The 20,678-nt window shown below is 63.8% G+C and carries 24 protein-coding genes and 4 tRNA genes; 6 read left to right on the top strand and 22 right to left on the bottom strand.

What is annotated here, in order from left to right; translation table 11 throughout:
* Positions 1–16: 16 nt before the first annotated feature.
* Entirely contained in the window at positions 17–256 is a 240-nt protein-coding gene (locus tag VT84_RS13305) for a hypothetical protein (protein ID WP_082839879.1), read from the top strand.
* Positions 257–523: 267 nt separating this feature from the next.
* Positions 524–1,498, top strand: coding sequence for a tyrosine-type recombinase/integrase (locus VT84_RS13300; RefSeq protein ID WP_052558295.1), 975 nt, complete (start codon positions 524–526; stop codon positions 1,496–1,498).
* A gap of 130 nt (positions 1,499–1,628) precedes the next feature.
* Here the strand turns inward: VT84_RS13300 and VT84_RS13295 are convergent.
* The 4 genes from VT84_RS13295 to VT84_RS13275 form a co-directional block, all read right to left on the bottom strand.
* Positions 1,629–1,712 (bottom strand) — tRNA-Leu (locus VT84_RS13295).
* Between the two features lie 80 nt (positions 1,713–1,792).
* A complete protein-coding gene (locus VT84_RS41955; RefSeq protein WP_157469482.1) occupies positions 1,793–4,198 on the bottom strand; it encodes a hypothetical protein in 2,406 nt (801 codons plus the stop codon).
* Positions 4,199–4,293: 95 nt separating this feature from the next.
* On the bottom strand, positions 4,294–4,761 hold the full coding sequence (locus VT84_RS13280) for a hypothetical protein (RefSeq protein ID WP_082839875.1): 468 nt from the start codon (positions 4,759–4,761) through the stop codon (positions 4,294–4,296).
* Positions 4,725–5,732, bottom strand: coding sequence for a hypothetical protein (locus tag VT84_RS13275; protein ID WP_082839874.1), 1,008 nt, complete (start codon positions 5,730–5,732; stop codon positions 4,725–4,727). The genes VT84_RS13280 and VT84_RS13275 overlap by 37 nt, the downstream gene beginning before the upstream one ends.
* A gap of 230 nt (positions 5,733–5,962) precedes the next feature.
* Between VT84_RS13275 and VT84_RS13270 the strand changes: the two genes are divergently transcribed.
* Together VT84_RS13270 and VT84_RS13265 are read left to right on the top strand one after the other, a co-directional pair.
* Positions 5,963–6,037: transfer RNA gene (locus VT84_RS13270), tRNA-Pro, on the top strand.
* Positions 6,038–6,310: 273 nt separating this feature from the next.
* Positions 6,311–6,384 (top strand) — tRNA-Arg (locus VT84_RS13265).
* Positions 6,385–6,543: 159 nt separating this feature from the next.
* On the opposite strand, the gene VT84_RS13260 is transcribed toward VT84_RS13265, so the two are convergent.
* The 3 genes from VT84_RS13260 to VT84_RS13250 all read right to left on the bottom strand — a co-directional run bounded on the left by VT84_RS13260 (position 6,544) and on the right by VT84_RS13250 (position 9,411).
* Positions 6,544–7,881 carry a transposase gene (locus tag VT84_RS13260; protein WP_082838128.1) on the bottom strand — a complete coding sequence of 446 codons (1,338 nt, stop codon included), beginning with the start codon at positions 7,879–7,881 and terminating at the stop codon, positions 6,544–6,546.
* 427 nt (positions 7,882–8,308) lie between these two features.
* Positions 8,309–9,019 carry a hypothetical protein gene (locus VT84_RS13255; protein ID WP_157469481.1) on the bottom strand — a complete coding sequence of 237 codons (711 nt, stop codon included), beginning with the start codon at positions 9,017–9,019 and terminating at the stop codon, positions 8,309–8,311.
* Positions 8,998–9,411, bottom strand: coding sequence for a HEPN domain-containing protein (locus VT84_RS13250; protein ID WP_082839872.1), 414 nt, complete (start codon positions 9,409–9,411; stop codon positions 8,998–9,000). The genes VT84_RS13255 and VT84_RS13250 overlap by 22 nt, the downstream gene beginning before the upstream one ends.
* A 105-nt stretch (positions 9,412–9,516) precedes the next feature.
* Between VT84_RS13250 and VT84_RS13245 the strand changes: the two genes are divergently transcribed.
* Together VT84_RS13245 and VT84_RS13240 are read left to right on the top strand one after the other, a co-directional pair.
* A complete protein-coding gene (locus VT84_RS13245; protein ID WP_162271693.1) occupies positions 9,517–10,041 on the top strand; it encodes an ISAs1 family transposase in 525 nt (174 codons plus the stop codon).
* Positions 10,042–10,306: 265 nt separating this feature from the next.
* Positions 10,307–10,377, top strand: a tRNA-Gln gene (locus tag VT84_RS13240).
* Positions 10,378–10,851: 474 nt separating this feature from the next.
* On the opposite strand, the gene VT84_RS13235 is transcribed toward VT84_RS13240, so the two are convergent.
* The 15 genes from VT84_RS13235 to VT84_RS13170 all read right to left on the bottom strand — a co-directional run bounded on the left by VT84_RS13235 (position 10,852) and on the right by VT84_RS13170 (position 20,651).
* A complete protein-coding gene (locus tag VT84_RS13235) occupies positions 10,852–11,346 on the bottom strand; it encodes a DNA polymerase beta superfamily protein (RefSeq protein WP_162271692.1) in 495 nt (164 codons plus the stop codon).
* A 91-nt stretch (positions 11,347–11,437) separates the two neighbouring features.
* Complete coding sequence (locus VT84_RS13230; protein ID WP_082839869.1) at positions 11,438–12,244, bottom strand: hypothetical protein; 807 nt, start codon at positions 12,242–12,244, stop codon at positions 11,438–11,440.
* A complete protein-coding gene (locus VT84_RS13225) occupies positions 12,244–13,353 on the bottom strand; it encodes a hypothetical protein (protein WP_082839868.1) in 1,110 nt (369 codons plus the stop codon). The genes VT84_RS13230 and VT84_RS13225 overlap by 1 nt, the downstream gene beginning before the upstream one ends.
* Positions 13,353–14,450, bottom strand: a complete 1,098-nt coding sequence (locus VT84_RS13220; RefSeq protein WP_082839867.1) for a hypothetical protein — start codon at positions 14,448–14,450, stop codon at positions 13,353–13,355. Before VT84_RS13220 ends, VT84_RS13225 begins: the two co-directional genes overlap by 1 nt.
* Entirely contained in the window at positions 14,450–14,605 is a 156-nt protein-coding gene (locus VT84_RS38480; RefSeq protein WP_157469480.1) for a hypothetical protein, read from the bottom strand. The genes VT84_RS13220 and VT84_RS38480 overlap by 1 nt, the downstream gene beginning before the upstream one ends.
* A gap of 65 nt (positions 14,606–14,670) precedes the next feature.
* Positions 14,671–15,141, bottom strand: a complete 471-nt coding sequence (locus VT84_RS13215; protein WP_082839866.1) for a hypothetical protein — start codon at positions 15,139–15,141, stop codon at positions 14,671–14,673.
* Positions 15,138–15,521 (bottom strand): hypothetical protein, encoded by a 384-nt coding sequence (locus VT84_RS13210; RefSeq protein WP_157469479.1) that lies wholly within the window; start codon positions 15,519–15,521, stop codon positions 15,138–15,140. The genes VT84_RS13215 and VT84_RS13210 overlap by 4 nt, the downstream gene beginning before the upstream one ends.
* Before the next feature lie 10 nt (positions 15,522–15,531).
* Complete coding sequence (locus tag VT84_RS13205; RefSeq protein ID WP_082839864.1) at positions 15,532–16,065, bottom strand: hypothetical protein; 534 nt, start codon at positions 16,063–16,065, stop codon at positions 15,532–15,534.
* 2 nt (positions 16,066–16,067) lie between these two features.
* A complete protein-coding gene (locus VT84_RS13200) occupies positions 16,068–16,511 on the bottom strand; it encodes a hypothetical protein (RefSeq protein WP_082839863.1) in 444 nt (147 codons plus the stop codon).
* On the bottom strand, positions 16,508–17,347 hold the full coding sequence (locus tag VT84_RS13195) for a hypothetical protein (protein ID WP_082839862.1): 840 nt from the start codon (positions 17,345–17,347) through the stop codon (positions 16,508–16,510). The genes VT84_RS13200 and VT84_RS13195 overlap by 4 nt, the downstream gene beginning before the upstream one ends.
* Complete coding sequence (locus VT84_RS13190; RefSeq protein WP_082839861.1) at positions 17,347–18,195, bottom strand: hypothetical protein; 849 nt, start codon at positions 18,193–18,195, stop codon at positions 17,347–17,349. Before VT84_RS13190 ends, VT84_RS13195 begins: the two co-directional genes overlap by 1 nt.
* Positions 18,195–18,881, bottom strand: a complete 687-nt coding sequence (locus VT84_RS13185; RefSeq protein ID WP_082839860.1) for a hypothetical protein — start codon at positions 18,879–18,881, stop codon at positions 18,195–18,197. Before VT84_RS13185 ends, VT84_RS13190 begins: the two co-directional genes overlap by 1 nt.
* The gene (locus VT84_RS13180; RefSeq protein WP_082839859.1) at positions 18,881–19,168 is read right to left on the bottom strand and encodes a hypothetical protein; all 288 of its coding nucleotides are present in this window, start codon (positions 19,166–19,168) and stop codon (positions 18,881–18,883) included. The genes VT84_RS13185 and VT84_RS13180 overlap by 1 nt, the downstream gene beginning before the upstream one ends.
* Entirely contained in the window at positions 19,169–19,384 is a 216-nt protein-coding gene (locus tag VT84_RS13175; RefSeq protein WP_082839858.1) for a hypothetical protein, read from the bottom strand.
* A gap of 4 nt (positions 19,385–19,388) precedes the next feature.
* The gene (locus VT84_RS13170) at positions 19,389–20,651 is read right to left on the bottom strand and encodes a hypothetical protein (RefSeq protein ID WP_082839857.1); all 1,263 of its coding nucleotides are present in this window, start codon (positions 20,649–20,651) and stop codon (positions 19,389–19,391) included.
* Positions 20,652–20,678: the final 27 nt, after the last annotated feature.

Below are 20,678 nucleotides of genomic sequence, written 5' to 3'. Positions count from 1 at the left end.
TTCGGGAGTTTTTAACATGTCGCCTACCGAAGTGCTCGTGCCGTGCTTGGACATCGGCGCCGGAACGCAGACCGCAACGATCCGCGACGCTCGAACGAAAAAGCCCGTTCGCCTGTCGGGGGTCAAAAAGCTAGTTTTGGTAGACCGGCGAGCGTGCGTAAGTCTCCGGGTGATTTCCGAGGAACGAGGGCAGGCGCTCGTGCGTGTCAGCGACAACGTGTTCGCCTGGGTCGTTCCTCACGTAACGGAACGGTAACCGGATGAAAGGAGCCGGATTATGGGTAGGGTTTTTCAACCGGTGTATTGGAAGAAAATGCCTGACGGTTCCCGTGTGGGGAAGAAAAGCAAGTTGTGGCACGCGGAATGGCAAGTTGCGGGGGCAACCAGGCGGCGGTGCATCGGGACTAAAACGGCAGCCCTTGCTGCCTTAGTCAAATTCGAGGACGCTGAGAGCCGGCGGAAACACGGTCTCGTAAATCGCGCTGCGGAGGGCGCCCGACAAAGCGACCACCTCGAGGATTTAGTGACCGAATACATCGACATACTCGCCGCGCGGGGGACCGCGGAAGAGTACCGCAAGAATACTCTCGCGAGCCTCACGCGGGTGTTAAAAGAGTGCCGGTGGCACGTGTGGAGCGACATCGACCAAGACGAGTTCGTGCGATTTTTGGGGCGGCTCCGGAACACCCCGCGGGTGAAACTCATCACCGGCGCCGCGAAGGGAAAGAAAGGCAGGGGAGCGCCACCCATCAAAGGGAAACAACTCGGCTCGGGGTGCAGCCCGGCGACCCTCAACGGTCACATGCGAATCGCAAAAGCGTTTACCAAATGGCTCGCTGAGCGGTTCGGGGCGGTGTCGCCACTTAGAAAACTGCGGCCGTACCCGGAAGCCGTGGATGAGCGCAGGTCAAAACGCATCCTCACAGACGACGAGCTAAGTAAACTCATCACCGCCGCAGCCGCGGCGAAACGAAAAGGGACCGCAACCGTTTGGGGCCGGGACCGGGCCATACTCTACACGATTGCTGCGTTCTCGGGCCTGCGCGCGGGTGAATTGTCCGACCTGACACCGGGGCACTTTTCGTTGGATGCCGCGCCGCCGGTCGTCACGGTCGAGGCGGCCGACGCAAAGGGGAAACGCACCGAACCAATTCCACTTCCCGACCATGTGGTCGAACTGCTTCGCCCGTGGCTCGTCGCGCGTAAACCGAACCAAAAACTGTTCCCGGGCAACTGGGCAGCGTGTCGTAAGCAATCGCACTGGCTCGCGGCGGATCTGCGGCGCGCCGGAGTAGACGCGCGGGACGAGAAAGGGCGGCCGGCCACTTTTCACTCGCTCAAGCGACGGTTCGTAGTGCGACTGATTCAAGCGGGCGCGAAGATCCACGAAGTACGTCGGATGGCGCGCCACACCGATATCTCCACGACACTCAAGCACTACACCGACGAGAACCTGAGCGACCTCGGAGCGCTGGCGAACCGTCTTCGTAAACTCTGAGCGCGGGCGGGCTGCTGGCGGAGTTGACCCTTTGGAAGCCTTCAGGAGCCTTTATTTGGTTCAAATATGTGCACCTGCTAGTACACTCACAAAAACAACAAAACCCCAGCAATTGCTGGGGTTTTGTGAGTGCCGAGGAGAGGACTTGAACCTCCACGCCCTTGCGAGCGCTAGAACCTGAATCTAGTGCGTCTGCCAATTCCGCCACCTCGGCGACACCCCACACGTGCGGGCGTGAGGGTATCTTAAAGATAGCGGGCGGAAGGTCAAGCGTTTGCGCTCGGTACGGGCGCGTTAATTCTGGTCTGGGTTACCGCCACCGCCCGGCCGCCCGCCACCGGGGGATCCGCCCGGGAAACCACCGGGAAACCCGCCCGGGCCGGTACCCGGCGTCACGTTCTTGGGCGGTTCCGGAGCGACGAGCGGGATATCGACACCGACCAAGGGAACGGTATTGATGTACGTCAGCCACTCGTCGGCGAACTTCTTCAGTTCTTTCGCGTCGGCAGCCCCATCCGCGGTCGTCGAGAGTTTGAACACGCGGACGAACACCGCGAACGCGGTCTTACCGTCGATCGGCAGGTCGCGCGGGAGCTTGTTTAGCTCCGTAACGTACTGCCGCAGTTGCTCGGGCTTGTGCTGAATGAGGTAGTAGTAGAGCGCCCAAGAGGTCGCGTTCGCCTTGATCGCGAGGCGCTGCTGCTTTTTGCGCAGAAGGGTTGCGGGGTCTTCGTAGTCCGCCGACAGCACGCCGCCGGGCACACCACCGGAGCCGCCGACCATACCCGGTCCACCCGACATACCGGGCATACCCGGCAGTCCCGGACCTCCTGACCCCGGGCGCATCGGTCCCGGCCCCCCGGAACCTGGGCGGAGCGGACCGCCGGAGCCAAAGCCTTCGCCCCCGTCTCCACTTCCACCCGGGCGCGGCGGTTGTGCCGCAGTCTGCGCGGGCTTTTTGGGTTTCTTCGGCGGAGCCGGATCGGGATCGAGGCCGTCCTTGATGCCGGTGAAGTACACGTCGCCGAGAACGTTCTCGAGCAACCGGGCCGAGTCCGCGGGCAGTTCCTTCTTGGTCGCGAGGTCGCGGAGGTATCGCTGGAGCACGTAATTGGGCACGCCGTAGCCCGTAGTCAGCGCGACGTGCATGTTCATTTTCTCGCTGTCACCGACCGTTACGTAGGCCGGTCCGCGCGGCCGTGTGAAGAAGTTAACGGCCCCGCCGGTGAGCCACGACGGGAGCGTGACGTGCTTCGGCAACACGCCGGCGGCGTGCATCAACTGGCGCGTCCCCTCGCGGCTGACGGCGGCAATGTCGGCCTCGTCGATCGCCAACTTCTCGACCGCGGCAATGGTGGACGCGCGGGCGATGTCATCGGGGCGCGGCCCCTTCTCACCGGTGTGATCGAGCTTGGGCGGCAACTGGTTGGCGAGGATCTGGTCGCGGTTCAGGCCGTGCGAAAACATCTGCTGCGTTTGGCGCAGGAAGGTCTGACCGACTTCGTCGGTCCGCTCGGGGGAGAGCACGAGCACGTCGTGGTCGGGCGCGTAGAAGGCGTCGGCCATCGGCAACCCGTCGAGTGCGAAGTGCAATTTGCGGAGCGCGGGCGTTTGCGGCGCGAGCACCACGACGAGCGGCTTTTGGGGAACGGGCAGCGCGACCCCTTGTGTGGCGTGCCAGAGGTAGAACGCCGCGAGGTTGTCGTTGAGTTGCGTGGCCCGCCGCTGCACTTCGGGGGCGGGGGTGTCCGCGTAAACGATCGCGTAGCGGTCCGCTATGCGGACGTTCTGGTAGTTGAGGCGCGACTTCCAGTCTTCCGCGTCGCTCAGTTGTGTCGGGCGCTCCGCGATCGCCTTACCCACTTTCCCCCAGGTCGCCACGAAGGGCTTCACGTCGCGCTCCGGTAAGGCGAGCTTCGGATCTTCTGCGGCCGTAACCAACTCGTTCGCGTAGGTCAGGGCCTCCTTGACGAAACCGGAGTGGAGCGCGAGTTCCATCGCCTCGTAGAGCAGGCGCGCGTCGGTCTTCCCGCGCTGCCACGCCTCGTACTTTTCTCGCATCTCGGTGCCGCGCGTCTTCTTCGGCCCGGGGGTCCGGAGCAACTCGTCGTAAAACTGGATGCTGGTGCTGTCAATAAAGAGGCGGGCGGTCAGCTCTTGGCCGTAATATTGGAGACTGAACTTTCGGAATTCGGGGTTGTTGAGCCCCGGGTTCTTGTCGCGGTGCAGCCGGCTCTTCAGGAGGTCGCTTTCGAGCGGGATCACGACCACGATCGAGCGCGTCGGGTCTTGTTCGACCACTCCCGCGTGCGACGTTCCACCGAACGAAGCACCCGGTTTCCCGAGGCCCGACGAACCGAGCGGACCCGGCATACTCGGCATCCCCGGCATGCCACCCGGTGGGCCTCCTTTAGAGCCCCCCATATATCCGCCCGGTGGTCCTCCCTTGGACCCGCCGCTGCCGGGCATGCCACCCGGTGGGCCACCTTTAGAACCCCCCATGTACCCACCCGGAGATCCCGCAGACGGCCCTCCGGGCATGTACGGCGAACCGAGCCCGCCCGGACCGCCGGGAATACCGTCCCCACCGGGACCGACCCCGCTGCCCTCCAAGAGCACGCGGATGATAATGTACCCGGCGAAGGTGGGAGTCGTCGTTGCGGTGAGGAACACCGCAACGGCTAACAGAAAACGCCTCATCGAGTTTCCCTCCGGCGGGTGCGGCCCGCAACAAACGATGTGTATTGTCGCCCGAGCCGCGCCCGCGAGCAACGCGAAAGTCGCGGCCCGTTACGTCACTGTTTCGCGGGCGCGAAGTCGATCGCCGTTTCCTTGATGTCCGGGAACAGTGTCGTGCTGCGTTTCGGGTTCTCGCGAATCGCGGAGAGGCGCTTGCGCAGTCCCTCAATGTCCACCTTGGACCCGATGTCCGGCTTGCCGGAACTGTCCACCTTGTCCATCGGCGCGAGTACGCTCGGGGCAACGCTTTTGAACAACTCCTCTACGACGGGCGGAACCAGAGCGGCATTGAATTTATTCGGTTGCGAGGGATCGAAGTCCATATCGAACAGGGGGCGCCAGTTGCGCATGGCCTCTGCGATTCGCAGAGCGTAAGAGCGCCACGGGAGCCGACGATCGAACGCATCGCTCGCGCGGGGCTCGGCGAACGTGATGAGCCCCGCGGTCACCGCTTCGGCGGCCGCGTCCGCGTTGTATTTCACGGAGATCATGGTGCCGTTCTTTTGGACCTCGATGGGCGCCATGTTGCACAGCCCGATAACCGCTTCCCCCGCGTCCGCCGGCCCGGGGCCGGCACCACGGCCGGAGCGCTGAGGGCGACCCGGGCGAGGGTGTGGGACGGGTACAGGGTCTTGCTGCCGGACAGGGGGAGCAGGGCGAACCGCACTTGGCCGAGTGCTTTGATCGCCTGTCGGCGCACGAGCCCGATCACCGCGAGCTGGTCCGGCGTGGCCTTCTCGATCTTATTTTCGGGCAACCCGGGGAACAGGAGAACCGGGTTATTGACACTGTCGTCGAGCACCTTCACCAGGTCGTAGACCACTTTCGGGTTGTCCATCTGTCCGACGTGAGCTCGGGTACTCAGCCAGTACGGGTCGTAAGCGCCGAGCAGGTTCGCGGCGGCGTGGTAGAGGTGGTACTTGATCGCGGTCGGGGTGTTGGCGTTCGCGAGGAGCGACGTAACGGTCGCGTAGTGCGCCGGCGCGCCGCCCTTGCAGACTTGCGCCAGCACGCGGGCCGCGTTGATTTGCACGATCTGTTGGTCGCCGCGCTCGATCAGTTTCTTCAACTCGGCGTCGAGGGCCGCCCCGAGTTCGCGGATGTAAACGGCCTGATCCGGCCCGACCTTCCGGTCCCCGGGGACCGGTTCCCGGATGAACCGGCTCAGCTCCTGCAAGATGCCGAACTGACCATCGATGGCGAGGTGCTGGGTGGTAGCGGGGGCCGGCTTGAAGTCCTGTTGGGCCGCGTAAACCGTCGGGTGGGCCACGACCTCGGCACAGTACTTCGCGAGGGTGGCAAAGTTCTCCCGTGCTTCCTTGAGCTGGTCGTTCGTGATCCCGCCGCGTTCAATGTCTCGGTACGCGGCGATCGCGGTGAGCACGCCGGTCGGTTTTGCGGGTACCGCGGGCTGTTGGGCCGTTGCTGAGCCAGCCCCGAGCGCGAACCCGGCGCCAACGAGCAGTGTCCAAATGGTGTGGCGAACGAGGGTCATCGGTTTCCCCGAACCGTGATAGTGATGGGCTACGGTTAGAACGGTACTGAGCGAGTTCTCGTTGGTTGCAACTTCTTCAGGCTAACGAGCGGGTTCGCGCGTTGCAAGGGATCGCGAGCACCTTCTCGCATCAAACGAGCAGCCCGTGCGGTGCGACCGGACCGAAGTGCGCCTCGCAATGTGGTTGCCGTTTCGGGTGTGGGGAGTTAAAAAGCAAGTGTCGGACGGATCGGGCTGTAGCGCAGCTTGGCTAGCGCGCTTGCTTGGGGTGCAAGAGGTCGTGGGTTCAAATCCCGCCAGCCCGACCTGATCTGGTCCCCGCTGACGACAGGAGTTGTCAGCGGGGGCTTTTTGTTGACATTTCTTCACATTCGCTCTTAATTGTTCGGTGTTTTCGAGTTGCCTAGCCTCCCATATGCCTCAGATTTCCCATTTCAACGTGAGTTAGTGACTCAATTAAGGTCGGCTGTCGTGGTGCAATTTGCTGAGGGTTGAAACGGCGTGGAAAGCGACTAAGATCTCACTAATCTTGATTTCGCACTGTACGCAAAACTAAAGTGGGGTCGTTTGGGTGTTACGTGCCCGTAGCTCAACTGGATAGAGCGTCGGCCTCCGGAGCCGAAGGTTACAGGTTCAACTCCTGTCGGGCATACTAGAAAAATAAGGGTTTTGGGACTCAAGTCGGAATTAGATCACCTAACACAACCGCCGGGATTCTGGCGGTTGTTGCATTTCATCTCGGCCCCAAATCGATTAGCATGGCACATGGCCAACCCTCTTTAAGCTCGACTGGTGCCGATTCTGAGTGCGCTCAAGCGGCCGGGGCGAGCGCCGTGAGTAGCAATTCCCGCACGCGGTCGGGGAGTTTATTGAGAGTGGTGCCGTCTCCGGCCTGTGGCAAAAGGGCCTGGTCCCAAAGCCACCGGCGCACGGCGGCGAGCGCGTCCGAGAACGTGGTGACGGTTTTGCCCGGCCATTCCACGCTCCCGGTTCGTTTCGCCTCGGGCCGTGCGTGGAACAGGATCGCTGTCACGGTGTACAACCCGAACAGGCACGGGGCCGCACGCACAACCGTCTTCTCGCGCCACCCGCGGGTCGTCTCCAGGCCCAATTCCGCGCGCCTCTCCTGGAACGTGGTCTCGATGTTCCAGCGACCGCAGTAGTGACCGATCGCGGCCGCCGGCCCCAGGTCCAGGTCGGTGGTGAAGAAGTACTCGTCCCGGTGCGTGCCGGTGGTGTCCCGCACGAACACCCCGCGCACCGGCACCAGCCCGCGACCGGCCTTGTACCAGTGACCGGTGCCGCCGAGGGCTTGGACCGTCCGCGTCCCGCCCCCGTACCACCCGACCTCCAGCCGGGTGAGGGTCGTGGCTGCAGCGACCGCTTGGCGCGGCTTGGGGCACCGGTCGCCCTTGACTCGGGGCCGTCCCTTGCCGGTGTACGGCGAGGGCGGGTCGAACAGGTTCGCGTCCGGGTGTAGCTTGCTGACCAACGTGAGTCGGCCCCGGTGCCGATGACAGAACCGGGCCACGTCGTGGGTTCCGTACCCCGAATCCCCGGCGAACACGAAGGTCCGGTCCGGGAACCGGATCAGCAGGAGCCGCAACAGGCTGCACATGATTCGGGCCGGGGTACGGTGCGGTCGGTTCCGCTTCCGGTCGTCATCCGCGGACCGGTACAGGTCGATGAGTACCGGTAGCGCCCACGGGCGGGTGGCGAACGGGAATTTCACCAGCACGGCCAGCACCACCCACTTGTGCCCGTACCGGAACGCGGTGTACGAGTGGGTCGAGCGCACCGGGTCCCGGTGCCGGGCCTTGCCGTACACGTGCGCCCCCTTGTGCCCGTCAACCGTGTCGTCCCCGACCAACCGCACCGGACCGTCCGGAACGATGTGATCCAGCACGAACCGCATCAACGCGCACCCGAGCGCGAGCCCGGACCAGGGCGCGCGGGAGAGCACCCGGCGGTAGTCGGTGGGGTGCCCCGGGGCCAGGTGCCGGAGCGTGCGGAGCAGGTTCGCCACGGTGCGCCGACCGGTGCTCACAAGCGCACCGACCAACAGAACCGAGAACCGCTGGTACGTGGGGCTCGTGAAGTGCAGCGCGAGCACCTGCACCAGCGCGTGCGCCTCGGGTGGTAGAATCATGGCGGCCGTCCGTGGGCGAGGGCCACGGGAGCTTCAGCAACCCCATGATACCTCACCACGGACGGCCCTGAGAATCGGCACCAGTCGAGCTAAGAGGCTAATCGTGAAACGCCCGTGTAAAGTGGAATGGTGCGGTCGGGAACTTTCTGCCACATTCCATAAATTCGGCACCCGTGCGTACAAGAACGATGATGGGTCGGCGTTCGGAATCTCGATTGCGATCGTCGAACTGGCGGATGGTGAAGTGATTTTGGTAGATCCAACTCAGGTACGTTTCGTGAAAAATGAAATACCCGCCGCTCCCGTGCGCCGCGTCCGAGGCCAGCGGCCAAATTAGAGCCTGAAGACAGGCCTTGTGGAAGTCATTTCAAAAACGTCTATCACTCGTCTGGGGGCGATATCCTCGAAGCTGTCCGCTCGCGTCGGATCAGGCGGCAGCATCGGATAGATCGCCCTCGACCGTAACGCCTTTTGCCACAGTATCGATGCCTCGTAAGCGGCCGCCAAGGATCGTCCATCGCTCCACGTCGCCAATCGTAACATCGCCCCGGTGCTCGACGTTGGTGAGCACACCCAGGTGCGCGTTAATGCCGTCCCTCGCCTGTGTCTGTGGCCAGACGAAACCCTCGGACTCGATCCTTTTGAAGAATCCCTGATCAAGGGTTACCTTTGCCCGACGCGCAACCCACACCTTTCGGGGACGGTCCGGGGTAGCTGCCGTCAGATCGAACGTGCCCGTCTGTCCGATGATCCGCTCCGCCCGGTAGACGTATGCCGCATCAATAAAAGCGTCCCCGACCATCGTTCCGTGCAGGAAGGTACCGCCGATAAACGGTGCGCCATCTGTCCCCATAAATATTCGTAGTTCGGTGACGAGGCTGTCTTCCGGCTCGACGACTGAAATGCGGTGAAGCGGAAGATCGATTTCGGCCAAATGGGCCACCCGCTGAACCGCCTCGTAGACGTCCCGAGGACCGCGCTCCTTGACCCTCGGCGTGGCGAGGATGAGACGCCACTCGCTCTCCTCTGGGAGGGAATTCCATAGCGCGGCGGTCAGCGGGAACCCCGCTTGGTCCAGGGCCTGGATCAGAGATCGTCCTGACTCGATATCCAAATCTACCAGTGGTGTTTTAACCATTGCATCACCCCGTGCAAACTGTCAGCGACCGCCGCATACAAGTCGCGCGCTTTCTTTTCACCGTGCTGAGCGTAACGCGCGGTTTCCGCCCAGTCCTTGACGATCCCCCAATTGACACCGAAGGCCGCATCTGCTTTTTCCTGCGAAACGCGGAGTGCTTCGAGGCCTGCCAATCTGACGAGGGTGCCGAGGTTGTGCGTGTAACTCCCCTTCACACGCTCCAGGTCTGGGAATTCAGACTTTTTCGTCGCCTTTGCGATGCACGCTTTCAATGCGCACTCCACCGCGTACCCACAAAGATAGTACGCCCCGTCGAAGCACTCTGCCTTGATTAGCACCCGCGCTTCTTTCAGACGAATCCGTGCCAGGCGGCGCAAGTCGTCGCGGTTCATATCCGGCGGTCACCTCATCGGCGGGTACTTCGACATTCATTCTATCTGAACGCATGAATTCCCTTGCGCAAAACTCCGGGCCGTGCCATTCTCCGGCCCATGCGAGTGACATTTTCCTTTCCCAACAGGCTTTTCCGTGCAGCGGGTGCGGGTCACTCGCGGGAGCCAACGGCCGGTCCACGGTTCGCGCGGACGACCGAGAAAGGGCACGGTCGAGTTGAGTACCGGGCGCTGGAGGGCACGGCGATCCTGACGGTACATCAGAAGTGGCCGGGTCTGAAGCCGGAGTTCCGGGTACGTCAGCGGGGGATTCGCAAGGGTAAGGCGTATGAGAAGGTAGTCCACGGGATCACGAGCCTGCCGCCGGAGAAGACCGACGCGAAACGATTGCTGGGGTTGGTCCGCGAGCACCGGCGGATCGAGAACCGTCTGCACTACGTGCGGGATGTGACGTTGGGTGAGGATGCGTGCCCGGTTCGTCGCGGTTCCGCACCGGAGGTGCCCGCAGCGTTACGCAACGCGGGCGTTCATCTGCTCGCACAGGTCGATGCTGGCAACCACGCGCGAGCCATACGGAGGCGGGCCGCCCGATTCCGCGAAGCGATCGATCTCCTAACTTCACCAGTGTGAAATTTTCAATGACTCTGCTCGCCCCTGCTCCAAGTGCACACATTTTCATCTCTCGACACCCACCCGTGCTTCGTTATAATCTCCTCTGTTGGGCCGCGCAATTTGCGTGCCGAATTTCTGCGAGACGCTGGTTCAAAACCCAAACGTGCTGAACAAATGGCTGCTTAAGATAATCTAAGCGGGTTGTATTCTGCCAGAGGTGCCTAAAGTAAAAGTGATGGAAGTCGTTGATTGACCGAAGTTTACGCTCGAAAGTCTGAAATTTTACCCGGTAGTGTAACGGTAGCACAAGAGATTTTGGTTCTCTTTGTCTAGGTTCGAATCCTAGCCGGGTAACTCTCTATCTTCGCATCATTTCGCACTGCGCCGCAAGTTACCGTAGTAACAGCCACTTCGGGATTCTCAATGTCGCCCAACTGTGATACTGTGCGACTACTTGCGGTAACCTACTGCGCCGCTTTTTGCGCCACATCTAACCCGGTCGCCCGCCGGAAGTCAGTTTCGGTAATCGTCAGGTAATGTTTCCCCGCGACGGGAACCGTGTGCCCGGCCCACGCCGCAACTGCGTGGATCGGATGATCTTTGGCCCAATCGGTGACACAACTCGATCGCATCACGCGGAAGGGCCGGGACGAGCGCCGTGCACGGTGCTGGTCCCGGCTCGCGGCGCTGAGCCTGGGCTTCAGTCCGCCAGGGGTTGCACTAGTGTTTCACCCCCTGGCTACGCGCTGCTGCCCCTATGGGGCTAAAAACGCTCCGCTGTTTGATCCGCGTAATCTGCGCTATCCGCGGCTCTTTTGTTTATGCGGATCACGCGATTGGCAAACGCAGTTCGATCAGGAACCGGTCCAATTCTTCGGCCGGCGGTTCTGTGGGGAGCGCGCTCGCTTCGTAGGCCGCGTTCAGGCGCGTTTCCCATTCGTCAAGTTGCCGCGTGTGGAACGCGACGTCTACCGCGCTGAGCGTGCCGAACTCGGCGTTCGCTTTGCGCGCGATTAGCTCCGGGATGAAAGTCAGCCGGAACCGCTCGTTAAGGGTAGGGAGGTGCGTTTGCACTTCGCCCGTTTCGAGCAGGTGGACGCCGGTGAGCGCGACACGATAGGCGTACAGGAGCGTTTTCGCGCGCTTCTCCGTCTCCTTCTCGAAGAGTTTCCGCTGCGTGTGCAGGAACCCGCGGTAGTGGTTGTAACAGTGCTTGGTGACGCATTTTTGCGCGAGCGGGCGCAGTTGTACGAGGAAGTCCGCGCCGTGGGCGACGAGCGGCGAGAAGACCTGTTCGAGTACATAGCCGTTGTGCTTGCACAAGTGCGGGGCAATTAATTATGTTCGATATGCGTCGCGATCTGTCCGAAATTCCGACACATCACGAGATGCTGACGATGATCCTGTCCGTGATTCAACTAAGCTGCAAATACCCGATGCTCGTCCCGCCGTACCCCGCCGACTGCGCCGAGCAAAAGTCCAATGTTCCCGCGGTCGTGTTGATGAGGAGTTGGAGCCTGAGCACGCCGCCCGAAGTGCCGCTGTAGTACGTGCCCATGTACGTGGTGTGCGTGTAATACACGCCGGCCTGCTGGATCATGTGCATGACCGAAACGGTCCCGCCGATGTCCGACCCCGTTCCCGCCCCGGCACCGATGCGCGTCGATAAATCCATCTGGGAAAAGACCAGCGAACTCGCGCGAGCTTGGCACGTGAGCCGCGCGTAAACGTAGTACAGCCCGGTCGCGGGGAGCGTGATTGACACGCCGGGAATATCTTGACCGCCGACGTTGAGCGTGAGGTTGGTGGGTGCGGGCAGTCTCGCGTCCGCTGCGGTCGGTACGAACGCGGTACCGCCCGCGGGTCCGTACCTGAACACCAAATAAGCGCCGTATGGTTGGGCCTTCACGACGGCCCCGGTCGGGACCGATGTCTTCCCTTCCAGTTCGTATGCGCACCGTTGGTCCGTACCGGTCCCGCCCGAGCCCGTGAAACTCGCGTCGTAGTTCTTCGCGAACGTCGGCGTGTCGCCCACATCGACCACGGCCCAGGAGTACCGGTTCGTCGATGACGCTTGGCCGGTGATGCGGACCCAGAACTCTTTATTCGTCCAGTCCGTGAACCCGATCCCGTTGGGGCTCGATTCGCCCGTGATCTCACCCGACCCGTTGGCGAACGGGTACGCGAGTTGTCCGGGCCGGTTGATCTCACCAGGGAACATCAGATACCCGCCGTGCGGTACTGGAACAGGTCGTTGAAATCGTTCTCTGAATAGACCTTGGTGCCGCCCGCCACCCCGCCGAGCGTCACCGTTACCAAATCCCCGTCCGCGTTCAGGAACTTGTTCCACCCGCCCGCCTTGTAGCGGAAGTAGTACACCACGTCCATCACCTGGTTTCCGGCCGCGTCGTCGTACTTGTAGTTGTCGTCGTAGCTGACGTAGAGCAGCGTGCCGGGCGCGAAAGCGTACCCGTCCGGGTCCGCGACGTCGAACCAGTCGTCGTTGACCGACCCGAGAAATGCGTCCCGCGCGTACTTCAGTGCTTCGGACGCGGCCGCGTCCGCGACGAACGTGCCGTTGTTGTAGATCTTGGCATTGGCGGGCGGGGGCCACGGGTCACCGACGCCCGCGGCCGTCCACGTCGCGGGCGGGGGCCAGCCGACCGGAACGCGCACCCACGTGTACGCGACGTCCGCGTACACCACGTTCTTGAACCCGACCTCACCGGGAATGGGTTTGGGCGGTCCCGGAACCGAACTCCCTTCGATCGCGAACGCGGTCGCGGACGCGCCGAGCGGGAGCTTCTGTTCGCGGACGCTGCCCTTGCGGTTGCGGATCACCCACCGGCACAGTTCCTTCGCTTGTCCCGTGAACCCGACGGACGCCGCGCCCGCCACCATCGCGTCGATCTCGCCGAGCGTGCGGACCTTGTACGGCATGACCTCGAACACGGCCTTGTAGCGAATCCAATCGGCCCGCGGCCAGCAGTTGATCGCGTCCGAGAACGGTTCGTCCCCGGCGTTCCCGCCCATGTCGAGTTGCTCGACCCCGGTGCAGAACATCTGCCGCCCGTCGCCGTAGTTCAACTGCTCGGGCAGAGCCCGTTGCAGTTCGAGCGTCGACCCGCGGACCACGCGCACGCCCCCCACCATGTCCGCGATCCAGTCCGCGGACGTCTCCCACGGCACCCGGCAGACAATGGACGCGGCACCCGTGCCCGCGCCCCAGCGCTCGCGCGGGGACAGGGCCTCGATCTCAAAAGGGTAACCGCTGTTCTGGGTCGCGGGTAGCTCGGAGAGCCCCGTTCCTTCGACCACGTCGCCGGGCATTAGCGCCTCCTCGCGGCTTCCGCCTTGTCCGCGTCGTCTATGATTTTCTGCGCTTCGGCAATCGACTTACCGCTCACGACAAGGACGATCGTGTTCAAGCGGTCAATGACCGCCTTGGCGAATTCGCCGAACGGCCCCATGTCCGCGGTTCGCCCGCTCGTGGCCAGTGCGACGGCCTGTTGGATCCGGTTCGCGGCCGAACCCGCTTCTTCTTCGGCCGGTGCGAACGAGATTTGGGGTTCGCGCCGTTTCTCTTCGGTAGCACCCGCCCGTCGGTTGAGCCCGTCCGCCCCTCTGCGCGCCTCTTCCGGGGTAAGGAGCAGGTTCGTGCGTTTGACCCCGAAGGCGTCCAGTAAAGCGAGCGCCGCTTCGTCTACCGCGTGCAACGCGGTGAGCCCTGTCGACCCGAACGCGGACCACGCCTTGCTCTTGCCGCCCGCGCGCCCGAGTGCGTAATAATCGCTCCATCCGCCGCCCGCGATGGCCCCGCCCGCTCCGCCGGCCACGGCCCCGTACACGCCCCCGAACCGCGCACCCGCGTAGGCCCCGATCAGCGCGCCGGCGAGTGCGGTACCGCCGTTGGAACTGGCCCCGCTCCCGCTCACCATGTTCCCCAGGAACCCGCCGACCAGTGCCCCGGGCGCGCCCCCCACGGCAAGGCCCACGGACCCGCCGACGACGGTCCCGAGGAGCCGGTTCTGTTGCGACCCGTTCAGCGTTTGCATCGCGAGCGTGAGACGGTTCGAGGCGTAAATGAACCCGGCCATGATCGGCTGGAACACGGCCGCGAACTGGCGGCTGAGTTGCTCCATTGAGAACGACAGCCGGGCCGCGTCCGCGGTCCCCGAGAACCCCCGGGCCGCGAGCCCGAGCGCGCCCCCGGTGAGCCCCACGGCGAGCCGGGAAATGCCCGTGTCGAGCCGGTTGAACCCGGTTTCGACGGCCCGCTGGAGGCGCTCGGTACTCTTCTTCTGTTCGGCCTTGTCCTTGTCGGGTGCCGCGCCCGCGCCCGGGAGCACGCGCCCGACCAGGGACGCGAGTTGCCCCAGGGCGTCGGGACCGAATCGGATGATGACGCGCTCGCGGTCGATGGCCATTAGCGCCTCCCCTTGGGGGCCTTTTTCATGGGCGCCAGGCCCTTAACCATGCGGCGCTCGTTGATGTGCTTCTTGACGTCGTCGAGTGACAGTTCCTGCTCGACCTTCACGTCGAACACCACCATCAACTGGCCGAAGCTCATCCCCTTCAGCACCGTGCCCGGGGTCCAGTGGTACTGTTGCGCCGCGGCCTGGAAGAGCTTCTTCCACGGGAACTGAATCAGGAACCCGTGCCAGTCGGCGGCGCGTCTTTTTTTGGGTCGATGTCCCCGAACCCGATCGCCTTGTCCAGGGCATCGGCCGTGTTCCACCGGCCGTCCGCCTTGAGGATCTCGCGGGCCTTCTCGTCCGTGAAATCGGGGTGCAGTTTCTTGATGTGGAACGTCAACCGCCACGCGAGCCCGTCCACGGTCGTGTACTGCTGCTCGATCAGTTGCGGGGCCGGCGCGACCCCGCCCCCGGCGCCCATCGCGAGGGCCTGCCGCGTGGCCACTTCGACGAGCGCCGGGTTGATCTGGCCCAGGTGCGCGTTGAGGTACGCGAGCGGGCTCACGCACTGCTTCTGCGCCTGGTCGCGCATGGCCTCGATCACGTCCAGGTGGTCGGCCGCGGTCGGGGCCGCGACCCGGAACGCACCGAGTGCCGTGTTGAGGGTCTTCGGCGCGGACGCCGCGATCGCTGTTTCGTTCATGTGGTTTCCGGCGTCATTGCGCCGCCCTTTCCGCTCACCTTGCTCCGGATGATGTCGTTCGCGTTGTCCCGCACGATGCGGTGCCGCTCGACGGTGGTACCGGTCAGCGTGGCGGTTTTGCCCGACGCCCCGTCCACCAGGATCAGTGTCACTTTGGCCCCGGGAACGAGACCGAAATCGGTGTCCGGCAGGTTCGTGTCGTCCCAGGGGACGTCCGCTTCCCACTCGTTGTGCGGGACCACGGGGTCGAAGTTCGTCGCGGAGTGCGACGAGTTCGTGTTCTCCGCGAGCCGGCTCGTGCGGTCGTTGGTGACGACGGTGCAGTGCAGGCTCGTCGCGCCGATCATCAGTTTGGAGCCTAAACCAGACCAGTTAGCCACGGTGAGTACCTCACGTAGACGTCCCGAGAACCCAGATCCCGTAGGTCACGGCATCGGTCAGGGACGGGTTAAAAACGGGGAGCAGGTCCGCACTACCGGCGGTCGTGGCCCAACCGGTGAACGGTTCGTCCTTATAAAGGAACGTTTTCACGGTCTCGTAAGCCGTGGCCCCGGTCCCGCCGAACCACAACTGAGCCGCGTTCGTCACGTTCTGGGGGCCGACCCGGAGTGACTTGGTGCCGTCCGGTTCGAGGATCGAAATCACGACGCGCTTCACGTGCGCGAAATTGATTGCGTTCCCCTCCGGGTCCGTGAGCCCGCCCCGCAGGTCCAGTGACTCGGTCGTGTTCGCGGCGAGCGTGCGGCGCTTGCAGTACCACAGGTCGCACTGCGCGGTCCCGGTCCCGTTCGTGTACCCCAGATCGATCGGGGGCATGACCGGGTCGCCCGTGGCGATGCTCACGGACTGCTTGACGCTGGTGGCCGAGTTGGTCCACCGGCCCCCGGAGACGATCTTGTCGGACGTTACGATGGTGATGGCCATAGTTACGCGACCGAGCGGTCCCCCTGGCAGTACAGTTGGCACGATTGGGACGTGACCATCACGTCCTTACCGTCGCGCAGTTCGGGCGCGTAGTCCTCGTTACTCACGACCGGCACCGACGCCATCACGCGCTCCGTGGCGTTCCTCAGAGCCGCAACGACCGGCGCCCCGTCCACGGCGAGCGCCGACGCCAGCGCCTTCTGGACGTCGAGGATCTGCGGGGTCTGACCCGCCTGCGCGTAGGCCGTTGCTGTCACGGTCCATTTTTGCGTGTAGGTCGGGCCGGACTGGAGTTCGGCCGGTTCGGGGTCCGCCGCGAACACCACGTAGGGGTACGCGCTCGGAACGTCCGGCCCCCGGTTCGGGTGCGCCCCGCCCGGGAACGTGGCCCCCTGGGGCGCGAGCGCGGCCTTGACCGCGGCGTAGATGTCGTCGTGGAGGATCACGCGATGCGCTCCAGGGTGATGCGCTGCTTGTTCTCGAATTTCGTGGGCGGAACCCCGGACGCGATCGTGTAATCGGCCGTGTTGTTCTGCGGGTCCGTGACCGCGAACACGTCCTTGGCGCGCCAGTCCAGGGCCGGTCCCTGAACCGTGAGTTCGTACCGCACGGGCGCGGTGACGCGCCCGAGAGCGGTTCGGGGCGCGTAATCGACGGTGCGCAGGAAGCACGGGCGGTCGATGACCACGGTCGTGTACGTCGCGTAGGTGGGCCGGCCCGCGCTGTCCTGTACGTTGGAGGGGCGCTTCTGGGTCACGGCCCAGCGGAAGTCGTACTCGCGCCGCTCGACGACCAACCGCAACCGCTGGTACCCGTTGCGGTCGTTGTCGCACCGCCAGAGGGACCGGACCGTCCACACGTCACCGGTGTCGGTGTCCACCAGTTCGTCGAGGATCTTGGCCGTGAGCGTCTCGGGGCTCGGGAGCCGGGCCTTCCAGACGTGGTACACGCACCCGTCGATTTCCGAGAGCGCCGGGTCCGCGTCGACGTCCTTTCTGGTGAGGGCCGCGCGCTGGACGTAGTCCACGGTGAACGGGGCCGCGTAAGTATCGTCACCGAGGAACCGGTAGTAACTGACGGTCGCGGGGCTGTCGATGTAGCGCCAGTCGTTCGACAGGTCCACACCCGCGGCCCCGCTCGGGGCCAACGGATCGTAGGTGCCGACGAGCGAACCGAAGTCGTACTCGACGCCCTTTTTGACGTCGGATTCGGCCGGGTAATCGGTCACGCCCCCTTCGGGTATGAAGAGCCCGTGACTCAGTACCGAACGCGGTGTCGCCATTACCCCACCGTGGTTCGGTTGCCGTCGTTGTCGACGGTTTGGGTCGCGCCGTTGGACAGCGTGATGACGTTCCCGCTGACGGTCGCGGTGTCGTACACGGCCGCTTTGATCTTCGTGACCGAGGCGTTATCGGGGGCCGTGTACCCGGACACGGTGAGGGCCGTTTTTGCCGCGTCGTAAGCAGACGTCAACGTGACCGCGTTCGTCACGGTGGTTACCGTGTCCAAGGTGAGCCCGGACAAACTGGTGAGGGTTCGAGTCGCGTTCGCCCACACGCCCGATGCGGTAAGGGTCGACAGCCCGGACTGGATCTTGGTAACCGCGTCGGCTTTCAAGGCCGCTGCGGTGAGCCAATCGGTCGGGGCCGCGGGAAGATTGGTGAGTGTTGTTACTGTTCCGGAACTGACCGTGTAGCCGGTCTTGTCGTTGTTCGTGGTCACCGTCACGCCCGCGGTTACGCTCCCTACGGCTCCCGTAACCGACGCGACGGCCCCACCCGCGTAAGTCGACAGGGCCGTTGTTCCGAACAGCGTGTCGTACACGTTCGCAGCAAGAACCACACATTCCGTCCGGGTAGCGAGCGCGGTGGCCACTTTGCAGTAGACCACCATCGGTCCGATTGTCGCCGAATCGGTCGCGTCCAGAACGCAGTAGTACAGCCCGTTCGCGATGTGCGTGGCCCCGCCGCTGTTCTTGTTCGCGAGCGCGGTCGCGCCGTTCACCCAGAGCTTGATGTCCGTGTTCGCGATCGATAACGCGGTCATGGCCGTGTCCCCGTCCGTCGAGGACAGGAAGTAGCCGAGCGGGATCTCTTGGCTCGCGGTGCTCTGGCGCAGGAAGATCGGCATTAGCTCATCCCCTGCTGGCGCATGTGGTGGACGATCTTCGGAATCACGGATGCTGTGGTCGCGCCCTTGAGGGTCGCGAACTGGACCACCCACTCCCGGGACGTCGTCCAACTCATCGGGCAGTCGTAGTTCCCGGTGGAGGACACGATCTGGTACTGTCCGAGTGCCGCCCGCGTGAACGCGCCCGGAACGATGAGCGTGTACCCGCTCCCGGCCGTGGCCCCGGCCGACGTACCACTCAGGGCGTAGTTCGCGATGAGCAACTGGTCCGCAGTTGTCGTCGTTACCGTGCCCGTAATGTTGCCGCTGGTGCCGGTGGCGCTCGATTGGGCGGTCGTCGACTGGTCCAAGGCGGAACTGGTCGCGACCCCGGAGAACTCCGAAACCCAACCGTTGATCGCGTCCGCGGACGAACTTAGGGTGAGCGCGACCGTCGCGGCGCCGCCCGCGTTCACCACGCCGAGCCACAGATAGCCCCGGATGTTGGCCGCGCCCGAATGGTTCGTGGGGCCGATGAGCGTACTGAACGTCACTCCCGTGGCGGACGGGGTGAGCGTAAGCCCCTCGTTCGCGATCCGTCCCCCGACCACGATCACGTTACCGGCGGTCAGTGCGGAAACGGTGATGCTGATGCTCGAGCCCGAGCCCGTGTTGTTGTGCGCGTTTTGGACGTTCGCGATGGCCATTACTGAATGAACCGGTTGTTGATCGCGCTTTCGACGGCGCCCTGGAGTTGCGCGTCGGTGATGTCGCTCCCGCCCGCGAGGAAGTTCGTGTCATCGAGCAGGTGGTACGACACGGCGGAACCGACCGTGGCCGGGTCGCGGATCGCTTCCCGTGCCCACGCCAGTTGCGGCGTGGTGGGGGAACCGCCGAGCAAGTAGAGCGCGTATTTCGCGACCGCGCCCGTACACCGTGTTTGCATGGTGGTGCTGCGGATCACGGCGATTCGGTCGTTGAGATTGAGCGCCATTCACAACACCATTTTCGTTTGAACGATGTACGGGCTGACCGCGTTCACGGCCTTCTGGAGCGCCTCGAGTTGGCGCACCAGCGACTCGCGGTACTCGTTCCAGGAGAACGATTTCCCGTCGAGCGAGTACGAGGGTTGCGGGTTCGCCGATTCCGTCGCCAGCTTTGAGGCGACGTTGGCTATGGCGGTCTGGAGGTTCTCGGCGACGGTTGCCACGGGGTTATTCCTTTGTTCCGCGGTACGTGAACCTGGGCTCCTTAGTGAACGGAACACCATGCTCGCGTGCAATCCATATAGCCGCAATATCGCGTCGCGCGTCCTCGCTCGAGAGAGGGGCGGAAGTGACCGAAAACGGGATGATTTGGCGGTACTGGAACGCGCGCTTGAAGTCGCCCAGGTGCCAACGCTCGGGCGCGTTGGTGGTGCTCACGGAAGCCGCGATCAAACGGTTGTACCAGACGCGGCTCGCGACAATGAGTTCCACGGGTCGGACCAGGCTCTGGGCCGTTTGGGTCGCCGTGTTGCCGGTGTCGCTCAGCCGGCGCACCCATTCCGGGTACAGGATCGACTTCGCGTTCATTTCCCGCTGGGGCATCACGAGCAGTTGCGGTGCGGAGACAGTGACCTCGAACCCGGTACCGGGATCGGTGTTCCCCTCAAGGATCTGATACGCGCTGTCGATGCTCGCGTAGTTCGTCAGTTGGTTTGTGCTCGAGTTCACGTAGTTGTTCGGGACGTCGCTGACGGTCGTCAAGTACGTGTTCGCCGCGTTCCCGTCCCGGCTGTACGTGTTCGTGATCCCGAGCACGCAATCGGCCTGACGGATCTCTTTGAGGCGCGCGACCGCGGTCCCGGCGTTCTTGCACGCGGATTCCAACAGGTCCGTGCGGTCGTAGATGAACGTCTTCTCGTTGATCTGGATGACGTTTCCGTAGCGCTGATTGTCCGGGACGTCGACGTAGGTTTCTTTCAAACCGCCGGCCGGGTACGGTTCCCCGTCGAGCAGATCGCCCGACACCTGGCCGTCGTTCATGACCCCGATCATCTTCCCGCCGTTGACACGGGCTTGTTTCACTTCCATCAGCTTGTCGCCGATGAACTCCGGGGCCTGGTACGCTTCCATCGTGAGCGCATCGACCAGTCCGGCCACGGTGTCCGAGAACGCGGAGATCCTGGCGAAGTGGGACGGGAGCACGACGGCCCCTTCCGCTTCCTCGAAGCGGCCGTACTGTTCCGTGAGCCCGAACGCGCGGCGGATGTCGGACCCGCCGAATTCGCGCCCCAGGAAGGTCCAGGCGACCTCGCCGATGCTGACGTTCTTCGGGTCCAGGATGCGCTCGGACCGGTTCAGCACCGGGGCGCCGTAATCGTCCTCGGACAGCCCGAACATCTCCTTGAGTTGGGACCGGTACCCGGTGGCGCCGCGTCCCTCGGTGATGTTTTGCTCCCAGAGCCGCTTGAGCTTGTCGACGCGGAAGGCCATTGCGGTGATACCTCGGACGGTGTGTTG

It is taken from the genome of Gemmata sp. SH-PL17, assembly GCF_001610855.1.
Classification (GTDB): domain Bacteria; phylum Planctomycetota; class Planctomycetia; order Gemmatales; family Gemmataceae; genus Gemmata; species Gemmata massiliana.
The sequence above is the reverse complement of the archived record's forward strand: the minus strand, read 5'-3'. Positions and strand labels throughout refer to the sequence as shown.